Consider the following 25,377-nt stretch of genomic DNA (forward strand, 5'->3'; position numbering starts at 1 on the left):
GCGCCAAACATGCTAACAATGATAACTAATTACGTCTTTTTTGAGGATACGCGCAGGCCTTCGGTCTATGCGAACCTCGCGATCACGGAGTCACGCGCCTTATGTCACATCAGCATCCGATTATTGCGGTTACCGGCTCCAGCGGAGCGGGAACCACAACAACCAGTCTGGCCTTCCGTAAGATTTTCCAGCAGTTTGATCTGCGTGCAGCCCAGTTGGAAGGCGATAGCTTTCACCGCTATACCCGCCCGGAAATGGATATGGCGATTCGTAAAGCGCGTGATTCAGGACGCCACATCAGCTATTTCGGCCCGGAAGCGAATGATTTCAGCCTGCTAGAACAGTCGTTTATCGAATATGGCCTGCACGGGCGCGGCCAGACGCGCAAATATCTGCATACCTACGATGAAGCGATTCCCTATAATCAGGTTCCTGGGACGTTCACACCGTGGGAGCCGATGCCGGAACCCACCGACATTCTGTTCTATGAAGGGCTGCACGGCGGCGTGGTCACCGAGCAAAACGACGTGGCACAGCATGTCGATTTGCTCGTCGGCGTGGTGCCAATCGTCAACCTGGAATGGATCCAAAAGCTGATTCGTGACGTCAATGAGCGCGGCCATTCGCGTGAAGCGGTGATGGATTCCGTCGTCCGCTCGATGGAAGACTACATCACCTACATAACGCCGCAGTTCTCTCGCACACACATCAACTTCCAGCGCGTGCCTACCGTGGACACCTCCAACCCGTTCGCCGCCAAGTCGATTCCCTCACTGGACGAAAGCTTCGTCGTGATTCACTTTCAGGGATTGGATAATATTGATTATCCCTATCTGCTCGCCATGTTGCAGGGTTCATTTATCTCCCATATCAACACGCTGGTCGTTCCCGGCGGGAAGATGGGGTTGGCGATGGAATTAATCATGGCACCGCTGGTGCAGCGGTTAATCGAAGGGAAAACGATCGAATAAGCTAAACGGGCACGGCAGCGTCGTGCCCAGAGAAAGAAATTACTCCAGCACCCTAACTTCGTGGCTGTGCGTCACCTCAACGGCTTTGCCCAGCATCAGTGCCACAGAACAGTACTTTTCCGCCGACAGGGCGACAGCTCGCTCAACAACTTTGTCAGTCAGTCCTTTTCCCGTCACGATAAAATGCAGATTGATGTGGGTAAATAAACGCGGCGCGTCAGACCGACGCTCTGACGTTAATTTCACCTCACAATCCGCCACATCGTTGCGACCTTTTTGCAGAATCGACACCACGTCAATCGCGCTGCATCCTCCTACGGACATCAATACCATTTCCATCGGACTGGGCGCTTTATCGCCAGAATTGCCGTCCATCAATATCTGATGCCCTGATGCGGATTCGCCCAAAAACGTTAAGCCTTCAACCCATTTTACCCGAGCCTGCATGATGCCTCTCCACTAAAAATTTTTTGAAAATTTATATCGTTACTGTACAAAAACCAGCGTTAATCAGAGCTTTGTCATGCTGAAGCGAGACAACACAAGACACATCCTTAAAGCTGTGTTAAAACGAAAATAGAATAGACCTTTTCTGGACAAACCCAGAAACGAAGAAGATGATTACGTGGCCAGATATACCCAGCCACGTTTACGATGCGGCAAGGCAGCAACCGGAAAATCAAGGGTACAGTGGTTCCAGTATATTCCCTGACGTCATTCTGCCTAGACTGAATTTTATTTTTTAGCAGTTAAACACGCCGTACAGGGAACTCTGACCCCTGTAATTTGCGCAGTGAATTACAACAGAGGATGATAGCGAATGGTTCTCGGCAAACCGCAAACAGACCCAACTCTCGAATGGTTCCTTTCCCATTGTCATATTCACAAGTATCCATCGAAGAGCACGCTGATTCACCAAGGTGAAAAAGCAGAAACGCTTTACTACATCGTGAAAGGCTCTGTCGCAGTGCTAATCAAAGATGAAGAAGGCAAGGAAATGATCCTCTCCTACCTCAATCAGGGCGATTTTATCGGCGAGCTCGGCCTGTTTGAAGAAGGTCAGGAACGCAGTGCCTGGGTTCGGGCAAAAACCGCTTGTGAAGTGGCTGAAATTTCCTATAAAAAATTCCGCCAGCTCATCCAGGTTAACCCGGATATTCTCATGCGTCTGTCTGCGCAAATGGCAAGCAGACTTCAGGTTACCTCTGAGAAAGTCGGCAACCTCGCCTTCCTTGATGTGACCGGCCGTATTGCCCAAACCCTACTCAACCTGGCCAAACAACCTGATGCCATGACGCATCCAGATGGCATGCAAATTAAAATTACCCGTCAGGAAATTGGGCAAATCGTTGGCTGCTCGCGTGAAACCGTGGGCCGCATTCTGAAAATGTTAGAAGACCAGAACCTGATCTCTGCACACGGTAAAACGATTGTCGTTTACGGCACTCGCTAAACCCCTGTCGCTGTACCCTACCAATAAAAAAGCGTGAAGCCTCGGCCTCACGCTTTTTTTATGGCGAGCTTCCTGCTCGCCACCCTTCGGGCCGTTGCTAACGCAACGTTGAAAAACGTTCCCTACGTTTTTTTATGTCTAATCAGTTTGCTGCGTTAACGACCTGCGCGACGGCTTTGGCGAACTTCGCCATCCCCTGCGCAATATCGTCTTCATCAATGATCAAAGACGGTACAAAGCGGATCACGTTAGGCCCAGCCATCAGTACCATAAGCCCCTGAGCCGTTGCGGCAGCCAGGAACTCGCCCGCGCGACCGTGCCATTGCGGTTTCAGTTCTGCACCCAGCAGCAGCCCCATACCGCGAACCTGTTCGAATACACCGTACTGCTGATTGATTTTCTCAAGCTCACTGACAAAGCGATCGTGACGATCCGCCACGCCCGACAACACGTCCGGCGTGTTAATGATATCCAGCGCGGCTTCCGCCACCGCACAGGCCAACGGGTTGCCGCCATAGGTCGTGCCGTGTACCCCAACCGTCATGGCTGATGCGATCTCTTCCGTCGTCAGCATCGCGCTAATCGGGAACCCGCCGCCCAATGCTTTAGCCGTTGTGAGAATATCCGGCGTAATACCGTAGTGCATGTAGCTGAATAATTTACCGGTACGCCCCATCCCACTCTGCACTTCATCAAATACCAGCAGCGCTTTGTGTTGATCGCACAGATCGCGCACACCTTGTAAAAACTCAGGCGTCGCAGGCGTAATTCCGCCCTCGCCTTGAATCGGCTCCAGCACGACCGCACAGGTGTGATCGTCCATCACCGCTTTTACCGCAGCCAGATCGTTGAAGGGAACATGGACAATGTCCGCAGGCTTAGGCCCGAAACCATCAGCATATTTAGGCTGTCCGCCAACCGAGACGGTGAACAGCGTCCGGCCATGGAACGCATTGTAGAAGGCGATGATCTTGGTTTTATACGGACTATGGCGTTTAACCGCATAGTGACGCGCCAGTTTAAAGGCGGCTTCGTTAGCCTCAGCGCCGGAGTTAACAAAGAACACGCGATCGGCAAAAGTGGCATCAATCAATTTGCTAGCGAGGCGTAGCGCAGGCTCATTAGTGAAAATATTGCTGGTGTGCCACAGCGTTTCACCCTGCTGCTGCAACGCGCTAACCAGTGCAGGATGGCAATGGCCCAGCGCCGTAACCGCAATACCGCCGGAGAAATCGATATACTCGCGGCCTTCCTGATCCCAGACGCGGCTCCCTTTACCTTTCACAGGTACAAACTTCGCGGGTGCATAAACCGGCAAAATCACTTTATCGTGAGTATCCCGTGTCACTGCTTTCTGCTCTGCTGCCATTTGCTGCCTCACTCTGCTGTCCATCATGTCGGAATGAAAATATAGTCAATAAATATGCATAAAAAATCAATTTCAGGCAATATTAAATCAGCTACTGAAGAGAATAACTTTCTATATGGCTAAATTTTAAGGAAATTATCCAAAAGCTGATGCCCTTGCTGACTAAGAATGCTCTCTGGGTGAAATTGCACCCCTTCCAGCGGCAATGCGCGATGGCGGATCCCCATAATCTCATCACGCTTTCCTTCATGTTCGCTCCAAGCCGTGACTTCAAAGCAATCGGGTAGTGAGGCGGCATCAATAATGAGCGAATGATAACGGGTGACCGTCAAAGGCTGAGCCAACCCCGTGAAAACCCCCGTGTCGCTATGCGCAATCGCTGAGGTTTTCCCGTGCATGACCTGCCGTGCTCGCACCACACGCGCGCCGAACGCCTGCCCCATCGCCTGATGACCAAGACACACGCCCAGAATAGGCAGTTTATCGGCAAAGTGACGGATAGCAGCCAGTGAAATGCCCGCCTCATCCGGCGTACAAGGGCCAGGTGAAATGACCAATCGCTCAGGCGCAAGCCGTTCAATCTCGCGCAGCGTCAGTTCATCATTACGCTTCACCACGACCTGTGCGCCAAGCTCACAAAAGTATTGGTAAAGGTTGTAGGTAAAGGAGTCGTAGTTATCGATAATTAGCAGCATAGTCATTGCACTGTTAGTCGGAAAAGCCGTACTAACATACATGAAATCCGCGTCAGGTACCCACCCCTCGTCACCATCAAAGACAAAGGTGGCGATCTCGCTGTTTAAGAAATTAGCATGGTAATAATTTTATCGATCATAAATCATTTATTTCATCAGTAAACATCTTTATTAATAGGCCTTATTTATTATCCCAATTCACAGTAAACGATTACCTTGAAATTATTTTTAACAAAAAAAATAATAAGAAAAAACCGCCTATGAATTAATTCATTTTTTTTAAAAGAAAGAAAAACTAAAGGGATCATTTCTAAAATGATATTTTTTGATGGCGATCACAATCGCTCAACAAGCGAATAAACCACGCATATCAAATGGATAAAAAATAAAGAATCCAGATTGAAACAACAAAGATTAAAAAACACAACACTATGAATTTAAATGATTTAAATGGAAATTAGTTTCTATTTAAAATAGATAGACACAAATCCTCTCAACTGTCCTCTGTTATTTAATTAATATATTTAACGCCCCATCTTGTATTGTTTATTTTTTCTGTTAACACTTAGCTCGGCTTTATAGACAAACCTTATTTTCATTTTTGTTGAAACAGCCTTTTTAAATTACACAGGGTGTGTAGTGATAAATACCCAAAAAAATTCTATGTCAAGGAGAGTACATAATGAAATACCTACTGCCTTCTGCAGCAGCTGGGCTGTTGCTGCTCGCTGCCCAACCGACAATGGCGGCAAATACGGGGGGTTATGCCACCACTGACGGCGGCGACGTTTCTGGTGCGGTGAAAAAAACGGCGCGTTCTCTGCAAGAGATCGTCGATATCATTGAGGCCGCGAAAAAGGACTCAAGCGGTAAAGCGGTAAAAGGTGGGGCCTACCCGCTCGTGATTACCTATAACGGTAATGAAGATGCGCTAATCAAAGCCGCCGAAGCTAACATCTGCGGCCAGTGGAGCAAAGATCCGCGCGGTGTGGAAATCAAAGAGTTCACCAAAGGGATCACCATCCTCGGAACCAACGGTTCTTCCGCTAACTTCGGTATCTGGATGGTTAACTCTTCCAACGTTATCGTACGTAACATGCGCTTCGGCTATATGCCTGGCGGTGCAAAAGATGGTGATGCCATCCGTATCGATAATTCACCGAACGTCTGGATCGACCACAACGAGATCTTCGCCAAGAACTTCGAATGTGCCGGTACGCCAGACAACGACACCACCTTTGAATCCGCGGTTGATATCAAGAAAGCCTCAACCAACGTCACCGTGTCGTACAACTATATCCATGGCGTGAAAAAGGTAGGGTTGAGCGGTTCAAGCAACACGGATACCGGTCGTAACCTGACTTACCATCACAATATTTACAGCGATGTTAACTCACGTCTGCCGCTGCAACGTGGTGGCCAAGTCCATGCTTATAACAACCTGTATGACGGCATCAAAAGTTCAGGCTTTAACGTCCGTCAGAAAGGGATCGCACTGATCGAAAGTAACTGGTTCGAAAATGCGCTCAACCCAGTGACCGCACGTAATGACGATTCCAACTTCGGTACTTGGGAACTCCGTAACAACAACATTACCAGCCCATCTGATTTTGCTAAATACAACATCACCTGGGGTAAACCATCCACACCGCACATCAATGCGGATGACTGGAAGAGCACCGGTAAATTCCCAGCCGTCCCATATAGCTACTCTCCAGTTTCTGCACAGTGCGTGAAGGATAAACTGGCAAGCTACGCTGGCGTAGGTAAAAACCAGGCAGTACTGACAGCAGCCAACTGTAAATAAACGCGTTAAGCCCGACGCATTCATTCTGCGTCGGGTTCTTCCCAGGGCCGGATCACACTTTGTTAAAAAATTGAACTATTCTCTAATAGACTGATCTCAAAGTAGAATAACTTTTTGAGGTCTTGATATGACACTTTTTGACCACCTCTCTCTGGTAGAGGAAACTCGTTCTCCTATTAATCAACAACATCATCTTGTTGATGTCCTATTTCTTGTTCTCGCTGCGGTCGCCAGTGGACAAAATGGGTGGGCTGAAATTCAACAGTTTGGTGAACTACGCCTCGACTGGTTAAGAAAATTTCGATTATTTTCCAATGGCATACCACGGCGTCATACTATTGCCAGAATAATGAAAGCCGTCGATCCCGACAGCTTTCAGTTCTGTATTTTTAGCTGGATTAATGACATTCGCGCCAAATCAAGCAAGCCACTCATTGCGATTGATGGAAAGACGCTGAAAAGTGCCTCTCTGTGGAGTCGTAACGATTTTCACTCTGTTAATGCTTATGACCTGAATAATGGCATTGCGCTTTATCAGGATATGGCCGAGGGAAAAGGAAAAGAAATCAAAACAGTACAGAATCTTGTTTGCATGCTTAACATCAAGGATGCACTGATAACGCTTGATGCGTTACATGCACAAAAAGAAACGCTTGAAAGCATTGTGGCGAGAAAAGGTCATTACCTTGTACAAGTCAAAGGAAATCAGCCGACATTGTTTAATGCAGTGAAAGCGCAATTCCATGAGGCGTTTAACGATAATACCGCGTTAGCACAATATGAAATGCAGGATAAAGGGCATGGCCGAATGGAGCGCCGTATTACTTTTCAAATACCGGCAGAGTTGAGCCCGGAGTTACAGGAGAAATGGCCTTCAATAAAAACACTGGTCGCGGTTGAAAGACACCGTAAAGACAAAAAATCGAATACGCTGGATACGGCATTTTATCTGTCATCTTACGATATTGATGCAGAGTTTATGGCGACATCGGTCCGTCATCACTGGGGCATAGAGAACAGTCTGCACTGGGTATTAGATGTTGTTTATAAAGAAGATGCTTGCCGTATTCACGATGAGAATGGTACAAAAGTCTTGTCATTAGTCAGAAAGATGGCGCTCAATCTGGCAAAGATGGAGAGCACACAAAACCGGAGTATGAAAAGCAAAGTGCAACGTGCACTATTGGATGATGACTATCGGGAGTTAATGATTTTTGCGAATGTTAAATGTCATTAACAAAGTATGCTCCGGCCCTGGGGTTCTTCCTGAGCGAGTGCTTCGGCCTCGCTCATTTTTGAGAGGCCCGAGCAAGATTGTCAGCGTGACCGCCATGAAAATAGACGTCGTACTCATGACAATTTCACCAATAAGCCGAGGTCTATTTTTCTTTTATCACGTAAAGAAACGCCATATAGCGATTAATAATCGTTATTTCTTAAAAAACTAAAATTCACGATAAAACTGACTCATCACGTAAACAATATTGAATAGGCCTGTGATAGTATATTTTGACTTAAGATGATTTCCTTACGCTAGCGGCAGCGATTGCCACAAGAAAAATAACAATTTAAAAACCAATCAATAAAGAAACCCGAGTGCATTTATTATCTACTAAAAAAGTAACCTTATGATTTACCGTTAATTTAAAAGAAAATTATTTCCTATAAAACCAAAATCGTCCAATCATCAGTATTACAAAATGTTTCACCCGCAATACATTTAACATTTCACCCTTGAACTGATCTTATTTTTTGACCACACTTCCCTTGGTTTTTCATCAAAATTGAAATTCATTTTTGTTGAAAAATTTATACTTGTTACATCGGGCATAGGGATCGATAAATGCCCATGAAAATTCTATTCCAAGGAGACAGTGATAATGAAATACCTATTGCCTACGGCAGCTGCCGGATTGCTATTACTCGCGGCTCAACCCGCAATGGCCGCAAATACGGGCGGCTATGCCACTACGGATGGTGGAGAAGTATCCGGTGCCGTGAAAAAAACAGCACGTTCTATGAAAGAAATTGTGGATATTATTGAAGCCGCGCAAGTGGATTCAAAAGGCAAGAAAGTCAAAGGCGGTGCTTACCCGCTCATCATCACCTATAGCGGTAATGAAGATTCATTAATCAAAGCGGCTGAAAAGAATATCTGCGGCCAGTGGAGTAAAGACGCACGCGGCGTGCAAATCAAAGAATTCACCAAAGGCATTACTATCCAGGGAACCAATGGCTCATCCGCCAACTTCGGTGTCTGGATTGTGAACTCTTCTAATGTCGTGGTACGTAATATGCGCTTTGGCTATATGCCGGGCGGCGCGCAAGACGGCGATGCCATTCGTATCGATAACTCCCCGAACGTCTGGATCGACCACAACGAAATCTTTGCCAAGAACTTTGAGTGTAAAGGCACGCCAGACAATGACACCACCTTTGAATCGGCTGTCGATATCAAAAAAGGGTCAACTAACGTCACGGTATCCTACAACTATATTCATGGTATCAAGAAAGTCGGCCTGAGCGGCGCAAGCAATACGGATACGGGCCGTAACCTGACTTACCATCACAATATTTATAGCGATGTTAACTCACGCCTGCCGCTGCAACGTGGTGGTCTGGTTCACGCGTACAACAACCTGTATGACGGCATCACCGGTTCAGGCTTTAACGTGCGTCAGAAAGGGATCGCACTGATTGAAAGCAACTGGTTCGAGAATGCGCTCAACCCAGTGACAGCACGTAACGACAGCTCAAACTTTGGTACCTGGGAGCTGCGTAACAACAACATCACGAAACCGGCAGACTTCTCCAAATACAAAATCACCTGGGGCAAGCCTTCCTCTCCTCACATCAATGCGGATGACTGGAAGAGCACCGGTAAGTTCCCTGCCGTCTCCTATAAGTACACTCCAGTTTCTGCACAGTGCGTGAAGGATAAACTGGCAAACTATGCTGGCGTCGGTAAAAACCTGGCAGTACTGACAGCAGCTAACTGCAAATAAACGCGGTCAGTCTTTCTCCGTCGTCGCAAGACAGGAAGCAATAAGTCTGAATATCCCGCGCCGTGACTCTTCATACAGAAGCATGGTTCTACCCAAGCGAGCTCTTAGAGCTCGCTCATTTTTTATGGAAACTCAGGCGCGAACATGGATATGCATTCCTAAAGAGCATGCATAAATTAAATATCAGACTAACTATTTATAGAATAAATTAATAGCTTGGTTTATTAATGAAGAAAACCATCCTTTAATTAAGGAGTAATCAATAGAAATAACAACAGCCCATCAACACGTGATTAATTAATAATTTGATCGGCATCAACTATTTCTGACACCATTATCTCAGTGAGTAATAAAACGAAATATAATTTTATTTTTCATAAAACTCTCAACGGCCTAATTTTAGAAAAAATGAAAAAAAATATTACCATTTAAAATAGGCACTTATTAGTTTTTGTGATTTCCACCGTTACTCACTCTATATATTTAATATCGAAATATTGAATTCTTTTAATTTTATGGTAAGAATTAATTGGGATTTCAATAAACCTTGATTTCATTTTTATTGAAACACCAAAATAATATAATCTGGGCTATGTGGATCATAAATGCCCAAACAAAAATTCTATTCCAAGGAGAGTACCCTAATGAAATACCTACTGCCTTCTGCAGCCGCTGGGCTGTTATTGCTTGCGGCCCAACCAACGATGGCGGCAAATACGGGGGGTTATGCCACCACTGACGGTGGTGACGTTGCCGGTGCCGTGAAAAAAACAGCGCGCTCCATGCAAGATATTATTGATATCATCGAAGCCGCGAAGCTGGATTCCAATGGCAAGAAAGTCAAAGGTGGCGCTTACCCGCTTGTCATCACCTATAACGGTAATGAAGACGCGCTGATCAAAGCCGCTGAGGCCAACATCTGCGGCCAGTGGAGTAAGGATGCCCGAGGTGTGGAAATCAAAGAGTTCACCAAAGGGATTACCATCCTTGGAACTAACGGATCGTCCGCCAACTTCGGGATCTGGCTGACAAAGTCATCCGATATCGTCATACGTAACATGCGTTTTGGTTACATGCCGGGCGGCGCGCAGGATGGCGATGCCATTCGTATCGATAACACGCCGAACGTCTGGATTGACCACAACGAGATCTTCGCGAAAAACTTTGAATGCGCAGGTACAAAAGACGGTGACACGACATTCGAGTCCGCGATTGATATTAAGAAAGCTTCGACCAACGTGACCATTTCGTACAACTACATTCATGGCATCAAAAAAGTGGGGCTGAGCGGCTTCAGCAGCAGCGATACGGGCCGTGACCTGACTTATCATCACAATATTTACGACGACGTTAACGCTCGCCTCCCACTGCAACGTGGTGGTCAGGTTCATGCCTACAACAACTTGTATACTGGCATCACCAGCTCTGGCCTGAACGTGCGTCAGAAAGGGATTGCGCTGATCGAACGTAACTGGTTCGAGAATGCGAAAAACCCAGTGACCTCACGTTATGACGGTTCCAACTTCGGTACGTGGGAACTGCGTAATAACAACGTCATGAGCCCAGCCGACTTCGCTAAATACAACATCACTTGGGATAAAGATACCAAACCCTACGTGAATGCCGAAGACTGGAAAAGCACCGGTACGTTCGCTTCTGTTCCTTACAGCTACTCTCCAGTTTCTGCACAGTGTGTGAAGGACAAACTGGCGAACTATGCTGGCGTGAACAAAAACCTTGCCGTGCTGACAGCAGCAAATTGCAACTAGTTGCAAAGCGTGAAAGGTAAATAAGCGAATTGCAGGCCCCGCCCCTCATTGTCCTGTGCTAACTGGAGCCTGCAAACAAGCTTAACGCCCGTCGGTTTATCGTTCGGGCCGCACTTGAGCGAGCCCTAAGGGCTCGCTCATTTTTATCGTTAATATTCAAGGAAATGAAATGAAACGTTCTCTTCTGTTCGCCGCACTGTTCAGCACCGGCTTAGTGTTTAGTGTTGGTATACCGATGGCGAGCGCCGCCACACCGGCAGCACCAGAGTTGAAAGGATTCGGAACGGATACCGTAGCAGGCAGCGGTGGACGCATTATTCGCGTCACCACGCTAGCCTCTTCTGGAGCAGGTTCACTCAGGGAAGCGCTGGCCGCCAAAGGACCGCGCATTATCGTTTTTGAGGTTGGCGGCATTATCGACCTAAATAAAAGTGACCTTCGGTTATCAGAACCGTTTGTCACCATTGCCGGCCAGACCGCTCCCTCTCCCGGTATCACCATCATTCGCGGCGGAATGGGGATCAGCACACATGATGTGCTGATGCAGCATATTCGTTTCCGCATCGGCGATGCCGGTACGGGTAAAAAAAGCGGCTTTGAACGCGATGTTTCCATCAACGGCAAAGATGCCTACAACGTCGTGATCGACCACTCTAGTTTCGCCTGGGGTACGGACGAAAACCTGTCTATTTCCGGCCCACGCTATGACGGACCGCAGGGCACCGCACACCGCATTACGCTTTCGAATAATATCGTTGCTGAAGGCCTATACGATTCGGCTCACACCAAAGGTATTCACTCGATGGGGACGCTGGTTCACGATAACGTGACCGACGTATCGATCGTGGGCAGCCTGTACGCGCACAACAACGAGCGCAATGCCTGGTTTAAAGCAGGTTCTACAGGTGTCATGGTCAATAACCTGATCTACAACCCCGGCATTTGGGGCGTTCGCGTTGGTGGCGTAAAAGGAGAGTGGGAAGGGAAAACCATGCCCGCCAGCCCACGCGTCTCCGTTGCGGGTAACGTGATGCACTACGGCGCGAATACCAAAGCAGGTTTAGGACTGGTAGGAAGCAACAGCTCCGGCGATGTCTGGATGTCAGATAACCTCGCGTACGATGCTCAGGGAAAAGCGGCACCGCAAACGTCAGGCAGCGGGATTAATTTACTTAAAGTGTCCCCTATTTGGCCAGCAGGCTTAACGGCATCACCGGCCAGCGCCGTCACTAATCAAGTACTGCAAGGCGCAGGCGCACGCCCTAAAGATCGTGATGCCGTTGATAAACGTATCGTGGAGAATTTCAAACAGCGGAAAGGTGGCTTCGTGAACAGCCAGGAAGACGTCGGCGGCTATCCCGTTGCAACCGCGACCTACCGTCAGCTGAACGTACCGAGCACTGGCGTAGATGCCTGGCTACAGCAGATGGCCAACGCGCTGGAATAAAACGGTGCTACTGGAATAGCAGAGTAAAATGCTAAAAGGCCACATCAGTGGCCTTTGTCGTATTCTCGGTTCTTTGCTTATCTATTTTGCCAATCCGGGTAGCACTTTCGCGGACTGAATCACGACTGGCGTGGTCGGCACGTTCTGGTAAGGCCCGACATTCTTCGTTGGCACCTGAGAGATCTTATCCACGACGTCCATGCCCTTCACTACTTTACCGAACACGGCATAGCCAAAATCACGCTGGCCATGATCGAGGAACGCATTGTCCGCGATGTTGATAAAGAACTGGCTGGTCGCACTGTCTTTATCAGACGTGCGCGCCATCGCAATCGTGCCGCGCTGGTTACGTAAACCGTTATCGGCTTCATTCTTGATCGGCGCATTCGTCGCTTTTTGGCTCATTTCGCCAGAAAAGCCGCCGCCCTGCACCATAAAGCCAGGGATCACACGGTGAAATGTCGTCCCGTTATAAAAACCGTTGTTAACGTACTCGACGAAATTTTTTACCGAAACTGGTGCCTTTTGATTATCTAAAGACAGTTCGATATTGCCCGCAGACGTCGTCAACAGCACACGCGTGGTGGCGTCGGAAGCCGCAAAGGCGGGAGAAAATGCCGTCAGTGAAATAAGGGCTGCCGCAGCAACCAGAGTACGTTTGAACATGAGAATTCCTTTTTGAAGAGGCCGACTACAGAAAGCGTAATGATTGTAAGTATCCGCACTCTTCAACGCTACCCATTTACCTTTTTTTACGTATAAAAGTCTGTTCGTAACCAACTGTGAGCAAAAACCTGTGCCCAAGATAGAAAAAGGGCCGATTGCTCGGCCCTCATCATGATGATTATCGCGCAGCGCGACGAGTCCATAAGTACCTAGCCCATGCGCTCCGAACGCACCGCCAGATCGCGGCTGTACTGACGGCTGGCGTCCACCAGCATGGAAGTATAGGCATCCTTCGGCATATCGCTGGTCAGGTCGTCGGTTTCCAACGTTTCCAGTATCTTACCGTATTGCATCACCGCCACTTTATGGCACAGGTGGGAAATCACGCCCAAGTCATGCGTCACCATCAGGTAGGTCAGCTTTTCCTGCTGCTGCAACTCCGTTAGCAGATTGAGAATTTCCGCCTGCACCGACACATCCAGCGCCGACGTCGGCTCATCCAACAGCAGAACTCTCGGCTCCAGAATCAGCGCTCGGGCAATCGCCACACGCTGACGCTGTCCACCCGAAAGCTGGTGCGGATAACGCCGGCGGAAGTGCGTTCCCAGCCCCACCTTCTCCAGCAAGGTATCGATACGATCGTCACGATCGTCAAAGCGGTGGATCGACAGCGGCTCTTCCAGAATCGACTCCACGGTATGACGAGGATGCAGCGATCCGTACGGATCCTGAAACACCATCTGCACCCGGCGACAACGCGCCTGATCGATTCGGTGTGCCAGTTTCTTCCCGTCAATATGCAGCGTGCCTTCCCAATGATTAAAAAGCCCGGCCAGACACTTCAGCACTGTGGTTTTACCGGAACCCGATTCCCCCACCAGACCAAAGATATCGCCGTCGTTGACGGTAAGATTCACATCGTACAATACCTGATTCGACGTGCTGCCCTGCCCAAAAGAGAGATTCAGGTTATTCACTTCGATCATCGGCTTGCGCTGACTCATTGCTTCAGTTGCCATGATTATCCCCTTTATCCATTGATCCAGGCTGGATCGCGATTCATCACCGGCAAACGCGGGCGTCGATGGTCGATATCCGGCAGCGAATTCAGCAGCCCACGCGTGTACGGATGCTGCGCGTTGTCCAGATCGGCGGCGGCAATGGATTCCACGACGCGCCCGGCATACATCACCAACACCCGATCGCAGAAGCTACGTACCAGATTGATATCGTGGCTGATGAAAATCAGCCCCAGACCGCGCTCGCTGACCAGATCGTCCAGCATCGCTAGCACTTGCAGTCGCACGGACACATCCAGTGCGGAGGTCGGTTCATCGGCAATCACAATTTCAGGTTCAGTAATCAGCATCATCGCAATCATGATGCGCTGCCCCTGTCCGCCCGAGATCTCATGAGGGTACAGATTGTATACGCGCTCTGGCTGACGAATACGTACCACGTCTAGCATCGCCATGACCTTTTCCTTCGCATCGCGGTGCGACACCCGATGGTGCGCCAGATAGGCTTCGGCAATCTGATCGCCAACGCACACCACCGGATTCAGCGAATATTTTGGGTCCTGCATAATCATGGAGATGCGCTTGCCGCGGATCTGACGCATCCGCGCCTCATCCGCTTTCAGCAGGTCGGTATCGCCGAAGCGCAGTTTATCCGCCGTAATCCGCGCGCTGTGCGGATGCAACTGCAACAGCGCACGGCCGACCGTCGATTTACCGGAGCCCGATTCGCCGACAATGGCCAGCTTTTCACAGCCCAGCGTAAAGGAGACGCCGCGCACGGCATCCGTCACAGCACCACGGTTCACGAAGCTTACCCGCAGATTTTCCACTTCCATCAGGGGCGAGCTTCCCGGCGCACGTTGAGAAGACTTATTCAGTTCTGGGATCGAGGATGTCACGTAGGCCGTCTCCAAGGAAGTTGAACGCCAGGCTGTTAATTAAAATCGCCAGCCCCGGAATAGTTACTAACCACCAGCACTCCATCATGTAACGACGACCCGCAGAGATCATCGCGCCCCATTCAGGATCGGGCGGCTGTGCCCCCAACCCCAGAAAGCCCAGACCCGCCGCTGTCAGAATGATGCCCGCCATATTCATCGTGATACGAATAATCACCGACGGCAGACACAGCGGCACAATGTGGTGCAGCAGGATACGGATAGAGGATGCGCCTTGCAGCTTCACGGCAGAAACAAAGTCCGCGTGACGCAGTGACAGCGTCTCCGCCCTTGCCAGACGGGCAATCGGCGGCCAGGCCGTCAGCGTAATCGCAATCACCACATGCTCCAGACCCGGGCCAAGCGCCGCAACGAACGCCAGCGCCAACACTAGGCTAGGGAACGAAATGAAGATATCGGTGATACGCATCAGGATGGTATCGACGATGCCGCCGTAATACCCTGCAACGACACCCAGCGCCAGCCCGATAGGCCCAACGGTGACCGACACCAGCGCCACGATATACAGCGTGATGCGTGAACCATAGACCAGACGACTAAACACATCGCGCCCAAACTCATCGGTGCCAAAGTAATGCGCCGCACTCGGAGCCTGTAACGCATTAGCCAAATCCTGTACCAGCGGATCGTGCGTGGCAATCCACGGGGCGAAGATGGCGACCAGAATCAACATCAGCACAATCGCAGAACCAATCGCGGTCAGCGGATTGCGCATCATCGTCAAGAGAAACCCGCCGATTCGCGCACCGCGTAGCCGCAGGCGGCTCACACGTTTTTCCGGTGGTGTTCGCATTACCGATTCACGGCTGACCGGCGGCTCAGAGGAAATATTCATGCGTTCGTCCTCGGATCAAAGATTTGATACAACATGTCCGACAGCAGGTTAAGCGTCACGAAGATCAACCCGACTAGCAGCACACATCCCATAACCGCGTTCATATCCCCCAGCAGCAGGCTGCCTGTCAGATAGGAACCAAAGCCTGGCCATGAGAAGACCGTTTCGATCAGTACCGCCCCTTCCAGCAGCGAGCCATACGCCAGCGCCACTACCGTCAGAAGCTGAACCAGAATATTGCGAAACGCGTGCGCCCAGACAACGCGGAACTCAGACAACCCTTTCACTCGCGCGGTAATGATGTATTCCTGCGAAAGCTGCGCCAGCATGAAGCTACGCGTCATACGGCTGATATAGGCCAGCGAGTGGAAACCGAGAATCGTGGCGGGCAACACCAGATGGTTCAGCGCGCTGCGGAACACCTCCCACTCGCCCGCCAGTAGCGAATCCACCAGCAGCAGGCCGGTACGGTTCTCCACCAGACCGTCGTAGGCCATATCAACCCGTCCGGCACCGCCCACCCAGTTTAGCCAAGCGTAGAACACCAGCAGCCCCATCATCCCGACCCAGAATATTGGCGTGGAATAACCGGCCAGACTGATAAAACGCACCACATAATCCGCCCACTTGCCGCGTCGCGCCGCCGCCAGCACGCCTAATGGCACGCCCAGACCGGCACCCACGATAATCGCCATGGTGGCAAGCTCGATGGTGGCAGGGAAAACGCGGATAATGTCATCCACGACCGGTCGCCCGGTCAGGAGGGCATTGCCCAAATCCCCATGCATCAGTGAATTGAAGTAAATAAAGAACTGCACATACAGCGGCTTATCCAACCCCAGCTGTTGGTAAACCTGTTGATAGGTACTTTGGTCGGCATCCTGTCCGACAATAGCCAGGACTGGATCGATTGGCATCACGCGGCCGATCACGAAGGTCAGGATTAATAACCCGAACAGCGTGACGACGACCTGAAACAGACGTTTTGCCAAACGACGCAATACTCCACCCGGCTTGATCCAATCAGAGAAAACCATGTTCTTTCTCCTGATATCCCGGTGAACGGCGACAGCAAATCACCACTCACGCGGTCATCTCTTTTTAACGTATCTGATCGGGATGATTAGCCGGGAACGTATCGACTAATCATCCGGTTTAACGTGTGGACACTAGCGCTGCTTATACACCTCACGCAGATGCGTCGTAGAAGACGGATGCGGCACATAGCCTTTCACGTCCTTACGCAACACCACAGAATCGATCATCTGCGACACCGGAATGATGGCCGGGAACAGTTCTTCATAGCGATTCTGCACGTTGATATACATCTGCTTCTGTTTCTGAGGATCTTTCTCCAACAGCGCCTGATCGATCATGTCGTTCAGAGGTTTGTCGTAGAAAGAGGTGCGCCAGCCCTGGAAGTTGGTCAGTTTGGCTTCGTCGCTGTTATCTGGGTTATAGACAACAGAACGCAGGCTGGAGTGAGGATGCGGATCGACGCCGCCACCGCCGCGACCGACCAGCATATCGAAGTTACGATCGCGCATCGCGCCGTAAACCTGATTACCGGTGCCGGAGATGATTTTGGCTTTGATGCCCGCCTGTGCCAGCGTGGACTGTACCGACGTCGCCAAATTCAGGAACGGCTGATCGGACAGGACACGCAGCGTGGTTTCAAATCCATTCGGGTAGCCCGCTTCGGCCAGCAACGCCTTGGCGCGTGGCACATCTAGCTTGTAGCCAGGATCCGGCAGCGTCGCATCCATCCCTTTCTGGATAGGACGCTGATGATAGAAACCATAGCCAGGCATTACCGTCTTATTGACGCCATCGTAATCAATCAGGTAACGAACCGCTTCGCGCACTTTCGGTTTAGCGAAGTATTCGTTTTTCAGGCTCATTGCAACGTAGTACAGCGTGCCTTTTTTCACCTCATCAACCACAACGTCTTTATCTTGTTTCAATGCATTGATATCCGGCACCGACATCCCAGAGGCAACATCAATATCGCCTTTTTCAATCATCAGGCGCAGCGCCTGTGACTCGGTCATGTGACGGAAAATCACGCGGCGCATTTTCGCGTCGCCCTGCCAGTTGTTCTCAACCTTGCTGATGCGCAGCACGTCTTTCGCCTGCCACACGTCCAGCTTGAACGGGCCAGATCCGGCTTCGTTCGTGGTCAGCCAACCATTACCCCAGTCACCGTTTTTCTCATGCTGCAGAACCGTTTTGCTGTCCAGCACGGAACCGCTACCCAGCGTCGCCAACGAGTAGAGCACCAGTTTTGGATCGTTCGGTTTTGGCAGTTCGATTTCAACGGTGTGTGCGTCTTTGGCGCGGATCATTTTCTCCACGTTTTCCGCGGTGAAGCCGTAGGATTTCCACGTCGTGGCCTGTGCCATGTTGAGGTTAAGCAGACGCTTCATCGACCAGGCGAAGTCTTGCGCCGTTACGGGGTTACCGGAATGGAACTTGGCGTTATCCACCAGATTGAAGGTAATGACGTTGCCCGCCTCATTGACGCTCCAGCTTTTCGCCAGAGAAGGCTGGATATTACTCAGATTGGCGGGATCCAGCACCACCAGCGAGTCATAGAGGTTGACGATAATGCCCACCACTTCGTTACCGGTCATGGCGGCCGGATCGAGTGAGAGCATGTTGTTCATGTTCATCCCCACGATCAGCTGATCGTCAGGGGTTTTTGCCGATAGAATGGCCGGCGTGGCGGCCATGCAGAGTGAACCTAACAGCAGGGTACGGAGTATTGCTCGTGCTTTCATCATTATTCTCCAAGGTGTGGGAGCATGGAAGACGACAACTTTTTATTTTTTAGGTAAGGCTATCTTTCAGATCGAAAAAAACTATTCATATAGAACACAAAGCTATTCTTTACTTAGGGTATGCTCCTCAATCCAGTCAAAATTAATATCTTCTCCCAGCCCCGGACGTTGCGGCAGATGCACAAAGCCCTCGTTGTCCATCGGATCGACAATCGAATTCAGATACGCAGCAGGTTCGTCATAATCGAGGAAAGGATGCAGCAGCCCGCGCTCATACCAGCGGCAGTTTTTGATCGCCCCAACGACGTTGAGGTTTGGCGCACCGTTACCGTGAACTTCGCAGTCCATACCGAAGGATTCAGCCAGGCTCGCGACCTTCATACACGGCCAGAGACCGCCCACGCCCTGCACGCCCGCACGTAAAATGTCGCATGCGCCTTCTTTAACCCAGTCAGCACGGCTAAAGTATTTTCCTGACAGACTTTCCGGCCCGATGACATCGATATCTAGGCTCTTGGTCAGCCAGCTGTAAGACGCCATGCTCTGTTCTTCCATCGGCTCTTCAAACCAGGTGAAATCGAGCTTTTGCAGTTCACGGCCGATGTACAGCGCATCGCTACGGCTGTACCAGTGGTAACCATCCAGCATCAGACAGATATCCGGGCCGACCGCTTCACGTACTGCCGCACAGGCTTGTACGTCAATCTTCGGGCTAGGCGCGAATGACACCGGCGGCATCCAGGTATGCAACTTGATGGCTTTATAGCCGCGCTGCACCAGCTTTTCTGCGAACTGGCCGTATTCCTCTGGCGTAGATAAGCCACCTTCGAGCTCATCACCACACATGGTGCTGCCGTAAGCAGGGACTTTTTCACGATAGCCGCCGAGCAGTTTATGCACCGGCATATTCAGCACGCGACCTTGCAGATCCCACAGTGCGGATTCCACAATCGACAGCGCACGGTCGGTCAGTTGGTTGGCACTACCGCGTTGCCAGTGCACCAGATCCTGCCACAGGCGCTCACGATCGAACGGGTTCTGCCCGATCAGCACTTTGCGGAAGAAAGCATTAACGATATGAGGACGAATCACTTCCGGCGGAGCGAAAGCGTAACCTTTTTGGCCGTCATCTGCCGTGATGGTTAACAGCGCCATCTTGGCCTGATTCTCGGCTCCCGGGTGTGAATGACCCGCACTGTCGGAAACCCGGCGTGTGGGATAAGTGAAGACGGTGACATCAATTGATTCTATTTTCACGTTGTTACCTGCCTTGATGTTTAACACAACTCATGTACACGATGACGAATGTAAGCCACATAAATAATTAAAGAATAACTTCACTAACTGTGTTGGTCCTGTCGATAAAAAACATCGCTATCTTTCTGGTACGGCCTCATAAGTCGATCAACATCACAGAAAAGAAATAGCGTGCTAATTAAAAAAAAATGCCGTTTTATTTTCAATTATTAAGGTTGCGACGCCGTTAGTCATTAGGCAATTTCTTCCATATGACGAAATTATGTCGTCGATAACTGTGCAATTGCACACAAACCTGTGAGCATTATCACCAGAAAATTTCATATCCTTATTAAACAAATGGATAATCCCTTAGTTTTATTTTTAAACGCTCAGGAACGTGAATGATTGACGAGAGGGACGATTACTCTGATAGCAGATTGGCCGCTAACCAGTCGGCTTCTGACCAAAAGCGTGCTATAGGTCTCATTTTTGTCAGTCGCTAAAACCCCAACAAAAACCAAGGCTTAAGAAAAAATAAGCAAAATCAGCAAGATACTCATAAAGTAGTATATAAAAGACAATTTGATGTACATCAATAAGCGCCCACGGTGGAGCGATAAGGTAACCTCAGAAGAAGCAATTTTGAGGCAAAAATGAACAAAGTCAGACTCGCTGTTATCGGTAACGGGATGGTTGGCCACCGTTTTATCGAAGAGTTGCTGGATAAGGCCCCAACGTCCACCTACGATATTACCGTTTTTTGTGAAGAACCCCGCGTCGCCTACGATCGTGTCCACCTCTCTTCTTACTTCGCACACCACACGGTAGAAGAGCTCTCTTTAGTACGCGAAGGCTACTACGAAAAAAATGGCGTTAAAGTCCTGCTCGGTGAACGCGCCATCACCATCAACCGCAGTGAAAAAGCCATTCACTCCAATTCCGGCCGTACCGTGTATTACGACAAGTTAATCATGGCCACCGGCTCCTATCCGTGGATCCCGTCAATCAAAGGATCAAACGGGCAAGACTGTTTCGTGTACCGCACGATTGAAGATCTGAACGCCATCGAAAACTGCGCACGCCGCAGCAAACGCGGCGCGGTAATCGGCGGAGGTCTATTAGGTCTGGAAGCCGCTGGCGCACTGAAACACCTTGGCGTGGAAACGCACGTCATTGAGTTCGCTCCCGTGCTCATGGCCGAACAGTTGGATGCACAGGGTGGTGCCCTGCTGCAACGCAAGATTGAAAACATGGGTGTGCGTGTGCACACCAGCAAGAATACGCAGGCCATTCAGCATTCCGGTCTGGAAAACCGCAAGACGATGGTGTTTGCCGACGGCAGCACGCTGGAAGTCGACTTTATCGTGTTCTCTACCGGTATCCGCGCACAGGATAAACTGGCGCGCCAGTGTGCGCTGGAAATCGGCCCACGCGGCGGTATCGCGATTAACGACTGGTGCCAAACCTCCGACCCAGACGTCTACGCTATCGGCGAATGTGCCGCCTGGCAGGGCCGTCCATTTGGGCTGGTCGCACCCGGTTACAAGATGGCGCAGGTTACCGTCGACCACCTGTTAGGGCATGAAAACCGATTCCAGGGTGCCGACATGAGCGCCAAGCTCAAGCTGATGGGTGTCGATGTCGGCGGGATTGGCGACGCACACGGCCATACGCCGGGCTCTCGCAGCTACATGTGGCTGGATGAAAATAAAGAAACCTACAAACGTCTGATCGTCAGTGCCGATAATAAAACGCTGCTCGGTGCCGTATTGGTCGGCGACACGCGGGATTACGGCAACCTGCTGCAATTCATGCTGAACAAGATCCCGCTGCCAGATTCTCCTGAAGCACTGATTCTTCCTGCATCCGCTGGCAGTGCGAAACCGACGCTGGGTGTCGATGCTCTGCCGGAAAGTGCGCAAATCTGCTCCTGCTTCGACGTGTCTAAAGGCGATATCATCAAAGCGATTAACGGCGGCTGTCATACCGTCGCGGCGCTTAAGGAAACCACCAAAGCCGGTACGGGCTGCGGCGGCTGTATCCCGCTACTTACGCAGGTGTTGAACGCGGAACTCAGCAAGCAGGGGATCGAAGTCAATAATCACCTGTGTGAACACTTCGCCTATTCGCGCCAAGAGCTGTACCACCTGATCCAAATCGAAAAAATCAAAACGTTCGATCAACTGCTGGAGAAACACGGTTCAGGCTACGGCTGTGAGGTCTGTAAACCGACTGCTGCGTCCCTGCTGGCTTCCTGCTGGAACGAGTACGTTCTCAAACCGCAGCACACGCCGTTGCAAGATTCCAACGATAACTTCCTCGGCAATATTCAGAAAGACGGCACCTACTCCGTGATCCCACGCTCCGCAGGCGGGGAAATCACACCGGATGGCCTGATCGCCATTGGTCGCATCGCGAAGCAATACAACCTGTACACCAAAATGACCGGCTCTCAGCGCATGGCGCTCTTTGGCGTACAGAAAGACGATCTGCCTGACGTGTGGGCTCAGCTCATCGAAGCTGGGTTTGAAACTGGCCACGCTTACGCCAAGGCGTTACGTATGGCGAAAACCTGCGTCGGCAGCACCTGGTGCCGCTTTGGTGTCGGCGACAGCGTGGGCTTTGGCGTAGAATTAGAAAACCGCTACAAAGGTATCCGCACCCCACACAAAATGAAATTTGGCGTCTCCGGCTGTACGCGGGAATGTGCAGAAGCACAGGGTAAAGACGTGGGGATTATCGCCACCGAAAAAGGCTGGAACCTCTATGTATGTGGTAACGGCGGGATGAAACCACGCCACGCCGATCTGCTGGCAGCCGACTTAGACCGCGAAACGGTAGTCCGCTATCTGGACCGCTTCATGATGTTCTACATCCGTACGGCCGATAAGCTCCAGCGTACGTCCGTCTGGCTGGATAACCTCGAAGGCGGCATCGACTATCTGCGCAATGTGATTGTGAAAGACAAGCTGGGCATTAACGATCAGCTTGAAGCCGATATCGCACGGCTGCGAGAAGGCTATATCTGCGAATGGCAGGCGACGCTGGAAGATCCTGAAGCACAGAAACGCTTTGCTCACTTCATTAACAGCCCAGAACGTGACCCGAATGTGCAAATGGTGGGTGAACGTCAACAACACCGTCCGGCGCGCCCTGCCGAGCGCATTCCGGTGAAACAGATTGAACTGGAAGGGGAAAGCGCATGAGCCAGTGGACAACCGTATGTAAGTTAGACGACATCCTGCCCGGCACTGGCGTTTGCGCCCTCGTCGAGCAGCAACAGATTGCCGTGTTCCGCCCACGTAACGATCAGCAGGTTTACGCCATCAGCAATATCGATCCGTTCGCGCAGGCGAGCGTATTAAGTCGCGGGATAGTGGGCGAGCATCAGGACGATCTTTGGGTCGCAAGCCCATTGAAAAAACAGCATTTCCGCCTTTATGATGGCTTCTGTCTGGAGGATGGAGCCTATTCTGTTGCAGCTTATGATACTCAGGTAACAAACGGTAATGTGCAAATATCTATCGCAGACCGTGACATCGCGGTTGATAATAGCCAACCATTACCCTAATAACCTGAGCTTTCAAGAGGCGTTACATGGATTACCTGCCAATATTCTGTCAGTTGCACGATAAACCTTGTCTATTGGTAGGAGGGGGTGAAATAGCCGAGCGTAAAGCCCGGCTATTGCTGGATGCTGGCGCAGTGATTACCGTCAATGCGCTCGATTTTAACGATCAATTTCGAGCGTGGGAGCAGGATGCTCAATTAACACTGGTACACGGCACCTTCGATCCCACGTTACTGGACAAGGTGTGGCTGGTGATTGCCGCCACCGACGATCAGGACGTCAATAACCATGTCTATGCCAGCGCCAGTGAACGCCGGATTTTCTGTAACGTAGTGGATTCACCAGAACGCGCCAGCTTCATTATGCCGTCGATCATTGATCGTTCACCGCTGATGGTCGCGGTGTCTTCTGGCGGTGCCGCACCGGTATTGGCTCGACTACTGCGGGAAAAACTGGAAAGTATTCTGCCGCAAAATCTCGGTAAGCTGGCGACATACGCAGGCGAATTGCGCAGTCGGGTCAAAAGCCGGTTCCGCAATATGAGCGCGCGCCGTCGCTTCTGGGAAAAGCTCTTCGTACACGATCGGCTGGCGCAGGCGCTGGCAAACGACAATAGCCAAAGCGTTAACCAACTGACGGAACTGCTTTTCTCCGCGCCGCTTGATGACCGGGGTGAGGTGACGCTGGTCGGCGCCGGGCCGGGCGACGCAGGATTACTGACGCTGAAAGGGCTACAGCATCTCCAGCAGGCCGACATCGTCGTTTACGATCGACTGGTATCGAAAGAGATTCTCAATCTGTCACGCCGTGACGCCGAGCGAATCTTCGTCGGCAAAGCCTCTGGCTATCACAGCGTTCCTCAGGATCAAATCAATCAGTTGCTGGAAGAAAAGGCACGCGCCGGTCATCGGGTCGTCAGGCTGAAAGGCGGCGACCCCTTTATCTTCGGCCGTGGTGCCGAAGAGCTGGAATACCTGCAACAGGCGGGCATACCGTTCTCCGTCGTCCCCGGTATTACTGCCGCGTCGGGCTGCTCAGCCTACAGCGGTATCCCACTCACCCATCGCGATCACTCGCAGGGCGTCAGGCTGATCACCGGACACGTCAAGCACGACACCGATCTGGACTGGTCCAGCCTCGCAGCGGAAAAACAGACGCTGGTGTTTTACATGGGCCTTCAGCAGGCTGAGCACATTCAAAGTAAGCTCATCGAACAGCAGTTACCGGAAACCGTGCCTGTTGCGATTATCGAAAACGGCACCTCAACCAAACAGCGCGTTCTGAGTGGACAGCTCTCCCAACTGAGCGAATTAGCGCAGCAGGCCAGCAGCCCGAGTTTGATCATCATCGGCAACGTTGTCGGGCTGCGGGAAAAATTGAGCTGGTTCTCTGACCAGACAGCATAATTCTCTCCCTATCGCCCTACTCACCCGCTATCCGCTCTGCCGGATAGCGGTTATTGCACCATCATAATGCAATGCCCCGCCAGATAGCATAACAATGCACTATTTTGAACATACTCCCTTACAAAATGTCACTTTAATGCTTTACCGCAGGCCACATCTGCCTTATTTTGACTAAAACAAAACCCATTAATAAGCAGACTATATGAATAAATAATCAATAATCGTTTACATAAAACGTGGCCCGACTATTGCTTAGCTTTTTAATAGATTCGCGGCACGACCTCTGAATCGTTCCTATCGAACCGATTTCATCGTCAAGCCATCGTGGTTTATCGAAATTAGTGCCTCATCGAATGAGTACATATCGAAGGGTGATACATCGCGTC

The 25,377-nt window shown here is 50.6% G+C and carries 20 protein-coding genes; 10 read left to right on the forward strand and 10 right to left on the reverse strand.

Annotated elements, in window-relative coordinates:
- The first annotated feature begins 101 nt into the window (after positions 1–101).
- Entirely contained in the window at positions 102–971 is an 870-nt protein-coding gene (locus tag EIP93_RS20225; RefSeq protein WP_010297039.1) for a phosphoribulokinase, read from the forward strand.
- 39 nt (positions 972–1,010) lie between these two features.
- Here the strand turns inward: EIP93_RS20225 and EIP93_RS20230 are convergent, their stop codons facing one another.
- Positions 1,011–1,418, reverse strand: coding sequence for an OsmC family protein (locus EIP93_RS20230; protein WP_103971751.1), 408 nt, complete (start codon positions 1,416–1,418; stop codon positions 1,011–1,013).
- 373 nt (positions 1,419–1,791) lie between these two features.
- On the opposite strand from EIP93_RS20230, the gene crp reads away from it, so the two are divergent.
- Positions 1,792–2,424, forward strand: a complete 633-nt coding sequence (gene crp / locus EIP93_RS20235; protein ID WP_004090925.1) for a cAMP-activated global transcriptional regulator CRP — start codon at positions 1,792–1,794, stop codon at positions 2,422–2,424.
- Positions 2,425–2,566: 142 nt separating this feature from the next.
- On the opposite strand, the gene argD is transcribed toward crp, so the two are convergent.
- Together argD and EIP93_RS20245 are read right to left on the reverse strand one after the other, a co-directional pair.
- Positions 2,567–3,793 (reverse strand): bifunctional acetylornithine/succinyldiaminopimelate transaminase, encoded by a 1,227-nt coding sequence (gene argD / locus EIP93_RS20240; RefSeq protein ID WP_039508541.1) that lies wholly within the window; start codon positions 3,791–3,793, stop codon positions 2,567–2,569.
- 119 nt (positions 3,794–3,912) lie between these two features.
- Positions 3,913–4,488, reverse strand: a complete 576-nt coding sequence (locus EIP93_RS20245; RefSeq protein ID WP_103971752.1) for an aminodeoxychorismate synthase component II — start codon at positions 4,486–4,488, stop codon at positions 3,913–3,915.
- 682 nt (positions 4,489–5,170) lie between these two features.
- Here EIP93_RS20245 and pelA point away from each other — a divergent pair.
- From pelA to pelZ, 5 genes are all read left to right on the forward strand, one after another.
- The gene (gene pelA / locus EIP93_RS20250; protein ID WP_040032978.1) at positions 5,171–6,295 is read left to right on the forward strand and encodes a pectate lyase PelA; all 1,125 of its coding nucleotides are present in this window, start codon (positions 5,171–5,173) and stop codon (positions 6,293–6,295) included.
- 127 nt (positions 6,296–6,422) lie between these two features.
- A complete protein-coding gene (locus EIP93_RS20255; RefSeq protein WP_025919286.1) occupies positions 6,423–7,532 on the forward strand; it encodes an ISAs1 family transposase in 1,110 nt (369 codons plus the stop codon).
- A gap of 643 nt (positions 7,533–8,175) precedes the next feature.
- Positions 8,176–9,300: a pectate lyase PelB gene (pelB, locus tag EIP93_RS20260; RefSeq protein ID WP_040032979.1), complete on the forward strand. Its 1,125-nt coding sequence runs from the start codon at positions 8,176–8,178 to the stop codon at positions 9,298–9,300.
- A 644-nt stretch (positions 9,301–9,944) separates the two neighbouring features.
- Positions 9,945–11,069, forward strand: a complete 1,125-nt coding sequence (gene pelC / locus EIP93_RS20265) for a pectate lyase PelC (protein WP_103862631.1) — start codon at positions 9,945–9,947, stop codon at positions 11,067–11,069.
- Positions 11,070–11,238: 169 nt separating this feature from the next.
- Entirely contained in the window at positions 11,239–12,516 is a 1,278-nt protein-coding gene (gene pelZ, locus EIP93_RS20270; protein ID WP_103862632.1) for a pectate lyase PelZ, read from the forward strand.
- A gap of 81 nt (positions 12,517–12,597) precedes the next feature.
- Here pelZ and ppiA read toward each other — a convergent pair whose 3' ends face one another.
- The 7 genes from ppiA to EIP93_RS20305 form a co-directional block, all read right to left on the reverse strand.
- A complete protein-coding gene (ppiA, locus tag EIP93_RS20275) occupies positions 12,598–13,182 on the reverse strand; it encodes a peptidylprolyl isomerase A (RefSeq protein ID WP_103862633.1) in 585 nt (194 codons plus the stop codon).
- A 209-nt stretch (positions 13,183–13,391) separates the two neighbouring features.
- Complete coding sequence (locus EIP93_RS20280) at positions 13,392–14,168, reverse strand: ABC transporter ATP-binding protein (protein WP_170310045.1); 777 nt, start codon at positions 14,166–14,168, stop codon at positions 13,392–13,394.
- Between the two features lie 44 nt (positions 14,169–14,212).
- The gene (locus EIP93_RS20285) at positions 14,213–15,100 is read right to left on the reverse strand and encodes an ABC transporter ATP-binding protein (protein WP_080726795.1); all 888 of its coding nucleotides are present in this window, start codon (positions 15,098–15,100) and stop codon (positions 14,213–14,215) included.
- Positions 15,072–15,953: an ABC transporter permease gene (locus EIP93_RS20290; RefSeq protein WP_100018545.1), complete on the reverse strand. Its 882-nt coding sequence runs from the start codon at positions 15,951–15,953 to the stop codon at positions 15,072–15,074. The genes EIP93_RS20285 and EIP93_RS20290 overlap by 29 nt, the downstream gene beginning before the upstream one ends.
- A gap of 38 nt (positions 15,954–15,991) precedes the next feature.
- The gene (locus tag EIP93_RS20295) at positions 15,992–17,032 is read right to left on the reverse strand and encodes an ABC transporter permease (protein ID WP_102116854.1); all 1,041 of its coding nucleotides are present in this window, start codon (positions 17,030–17,032) and stop codon (positions 15,992–15,994) included.
- Between the two features lie 132 nt (positions 17,033–17,164).
- A complete protein-coding gene (locus EIP93_RS20300; RefSeq protein WP_105879954.1) occupies positions 17,165–18,775 on the reverse strand; it encodes an ABC transporter substrate-binding protein in 1,611 nt (536 codons plus the stop codon).
- A 102-nt stretch (positions 18,776–18,877) separates the two neighbouring features.
- The gene (locus EIP93_RS20305; protein ID WP_103199182.1) at positions 18,878–20,032 is read right to left on the reverse strand and encodes a mandelate racemase family protein; all 1,155 of its coding nucleotides are present in this window, start codon (positions 20,030–20,032) and stop codon (positions 18,878–18,880) included.
- Between the two features lie 635 nt (positions 20,033–20,667).
- Here EIP93_RS20305 and nirB point away from each other — a divergent pair.
- From nirB to cysG, 3 genes are read left to right on the forward strand one after another with little or no spacing between them, the layout of a single operon-like run.
- Positions 20,668–23,220 (forward strand): nitrite reductase large subunit NirB, encoded by a 2,553-nt coding sequence (nirB, locus tag EIP93_RS20310; protein WP_039546638.1) that lies wholly within the window; start codon positions 20,668–20,670, stop codon positions 23,218–23,220.
- A complete protein-coding gene (nirD, locus tag EIP93_RS20315) occupies positions 23,217–23,585 on the forward strand; it encodes a nitrite reductase small subunit NirD (RefSeq protein WP_039310599.1) in 369 nt (122 codons plus the stop codon). Before nirB ends, nirD begins: the two co-directional genes overlap by 4 nt.
- Positions 23,586–23,611: 26 nt before the next feature.
- Complete coding sequence (gene cysG / locus EIP93_RS20320) at positions 23,612–24,991, forward strand: siroheme synthase CysG (protein WP_125233184.1); 1,380 nt, start codon at positions 23,612–23,614, stop codon at positions 24,989–24,991.
- The last annotated feature ends 386 nt before the right edge of the window (positions 24,992–25,377 follow it).

The organism is Pectobacterium versatile (genome assembly GCF_003932035.1).
GTDB classification, from domain to species: domain Bacteria; phylum Pseudomonadota; class Gammaproteobacteria; order Enterobacterales; family Enterobacteriaceae; genus Pectobacterium; species Pectobacterium versatile.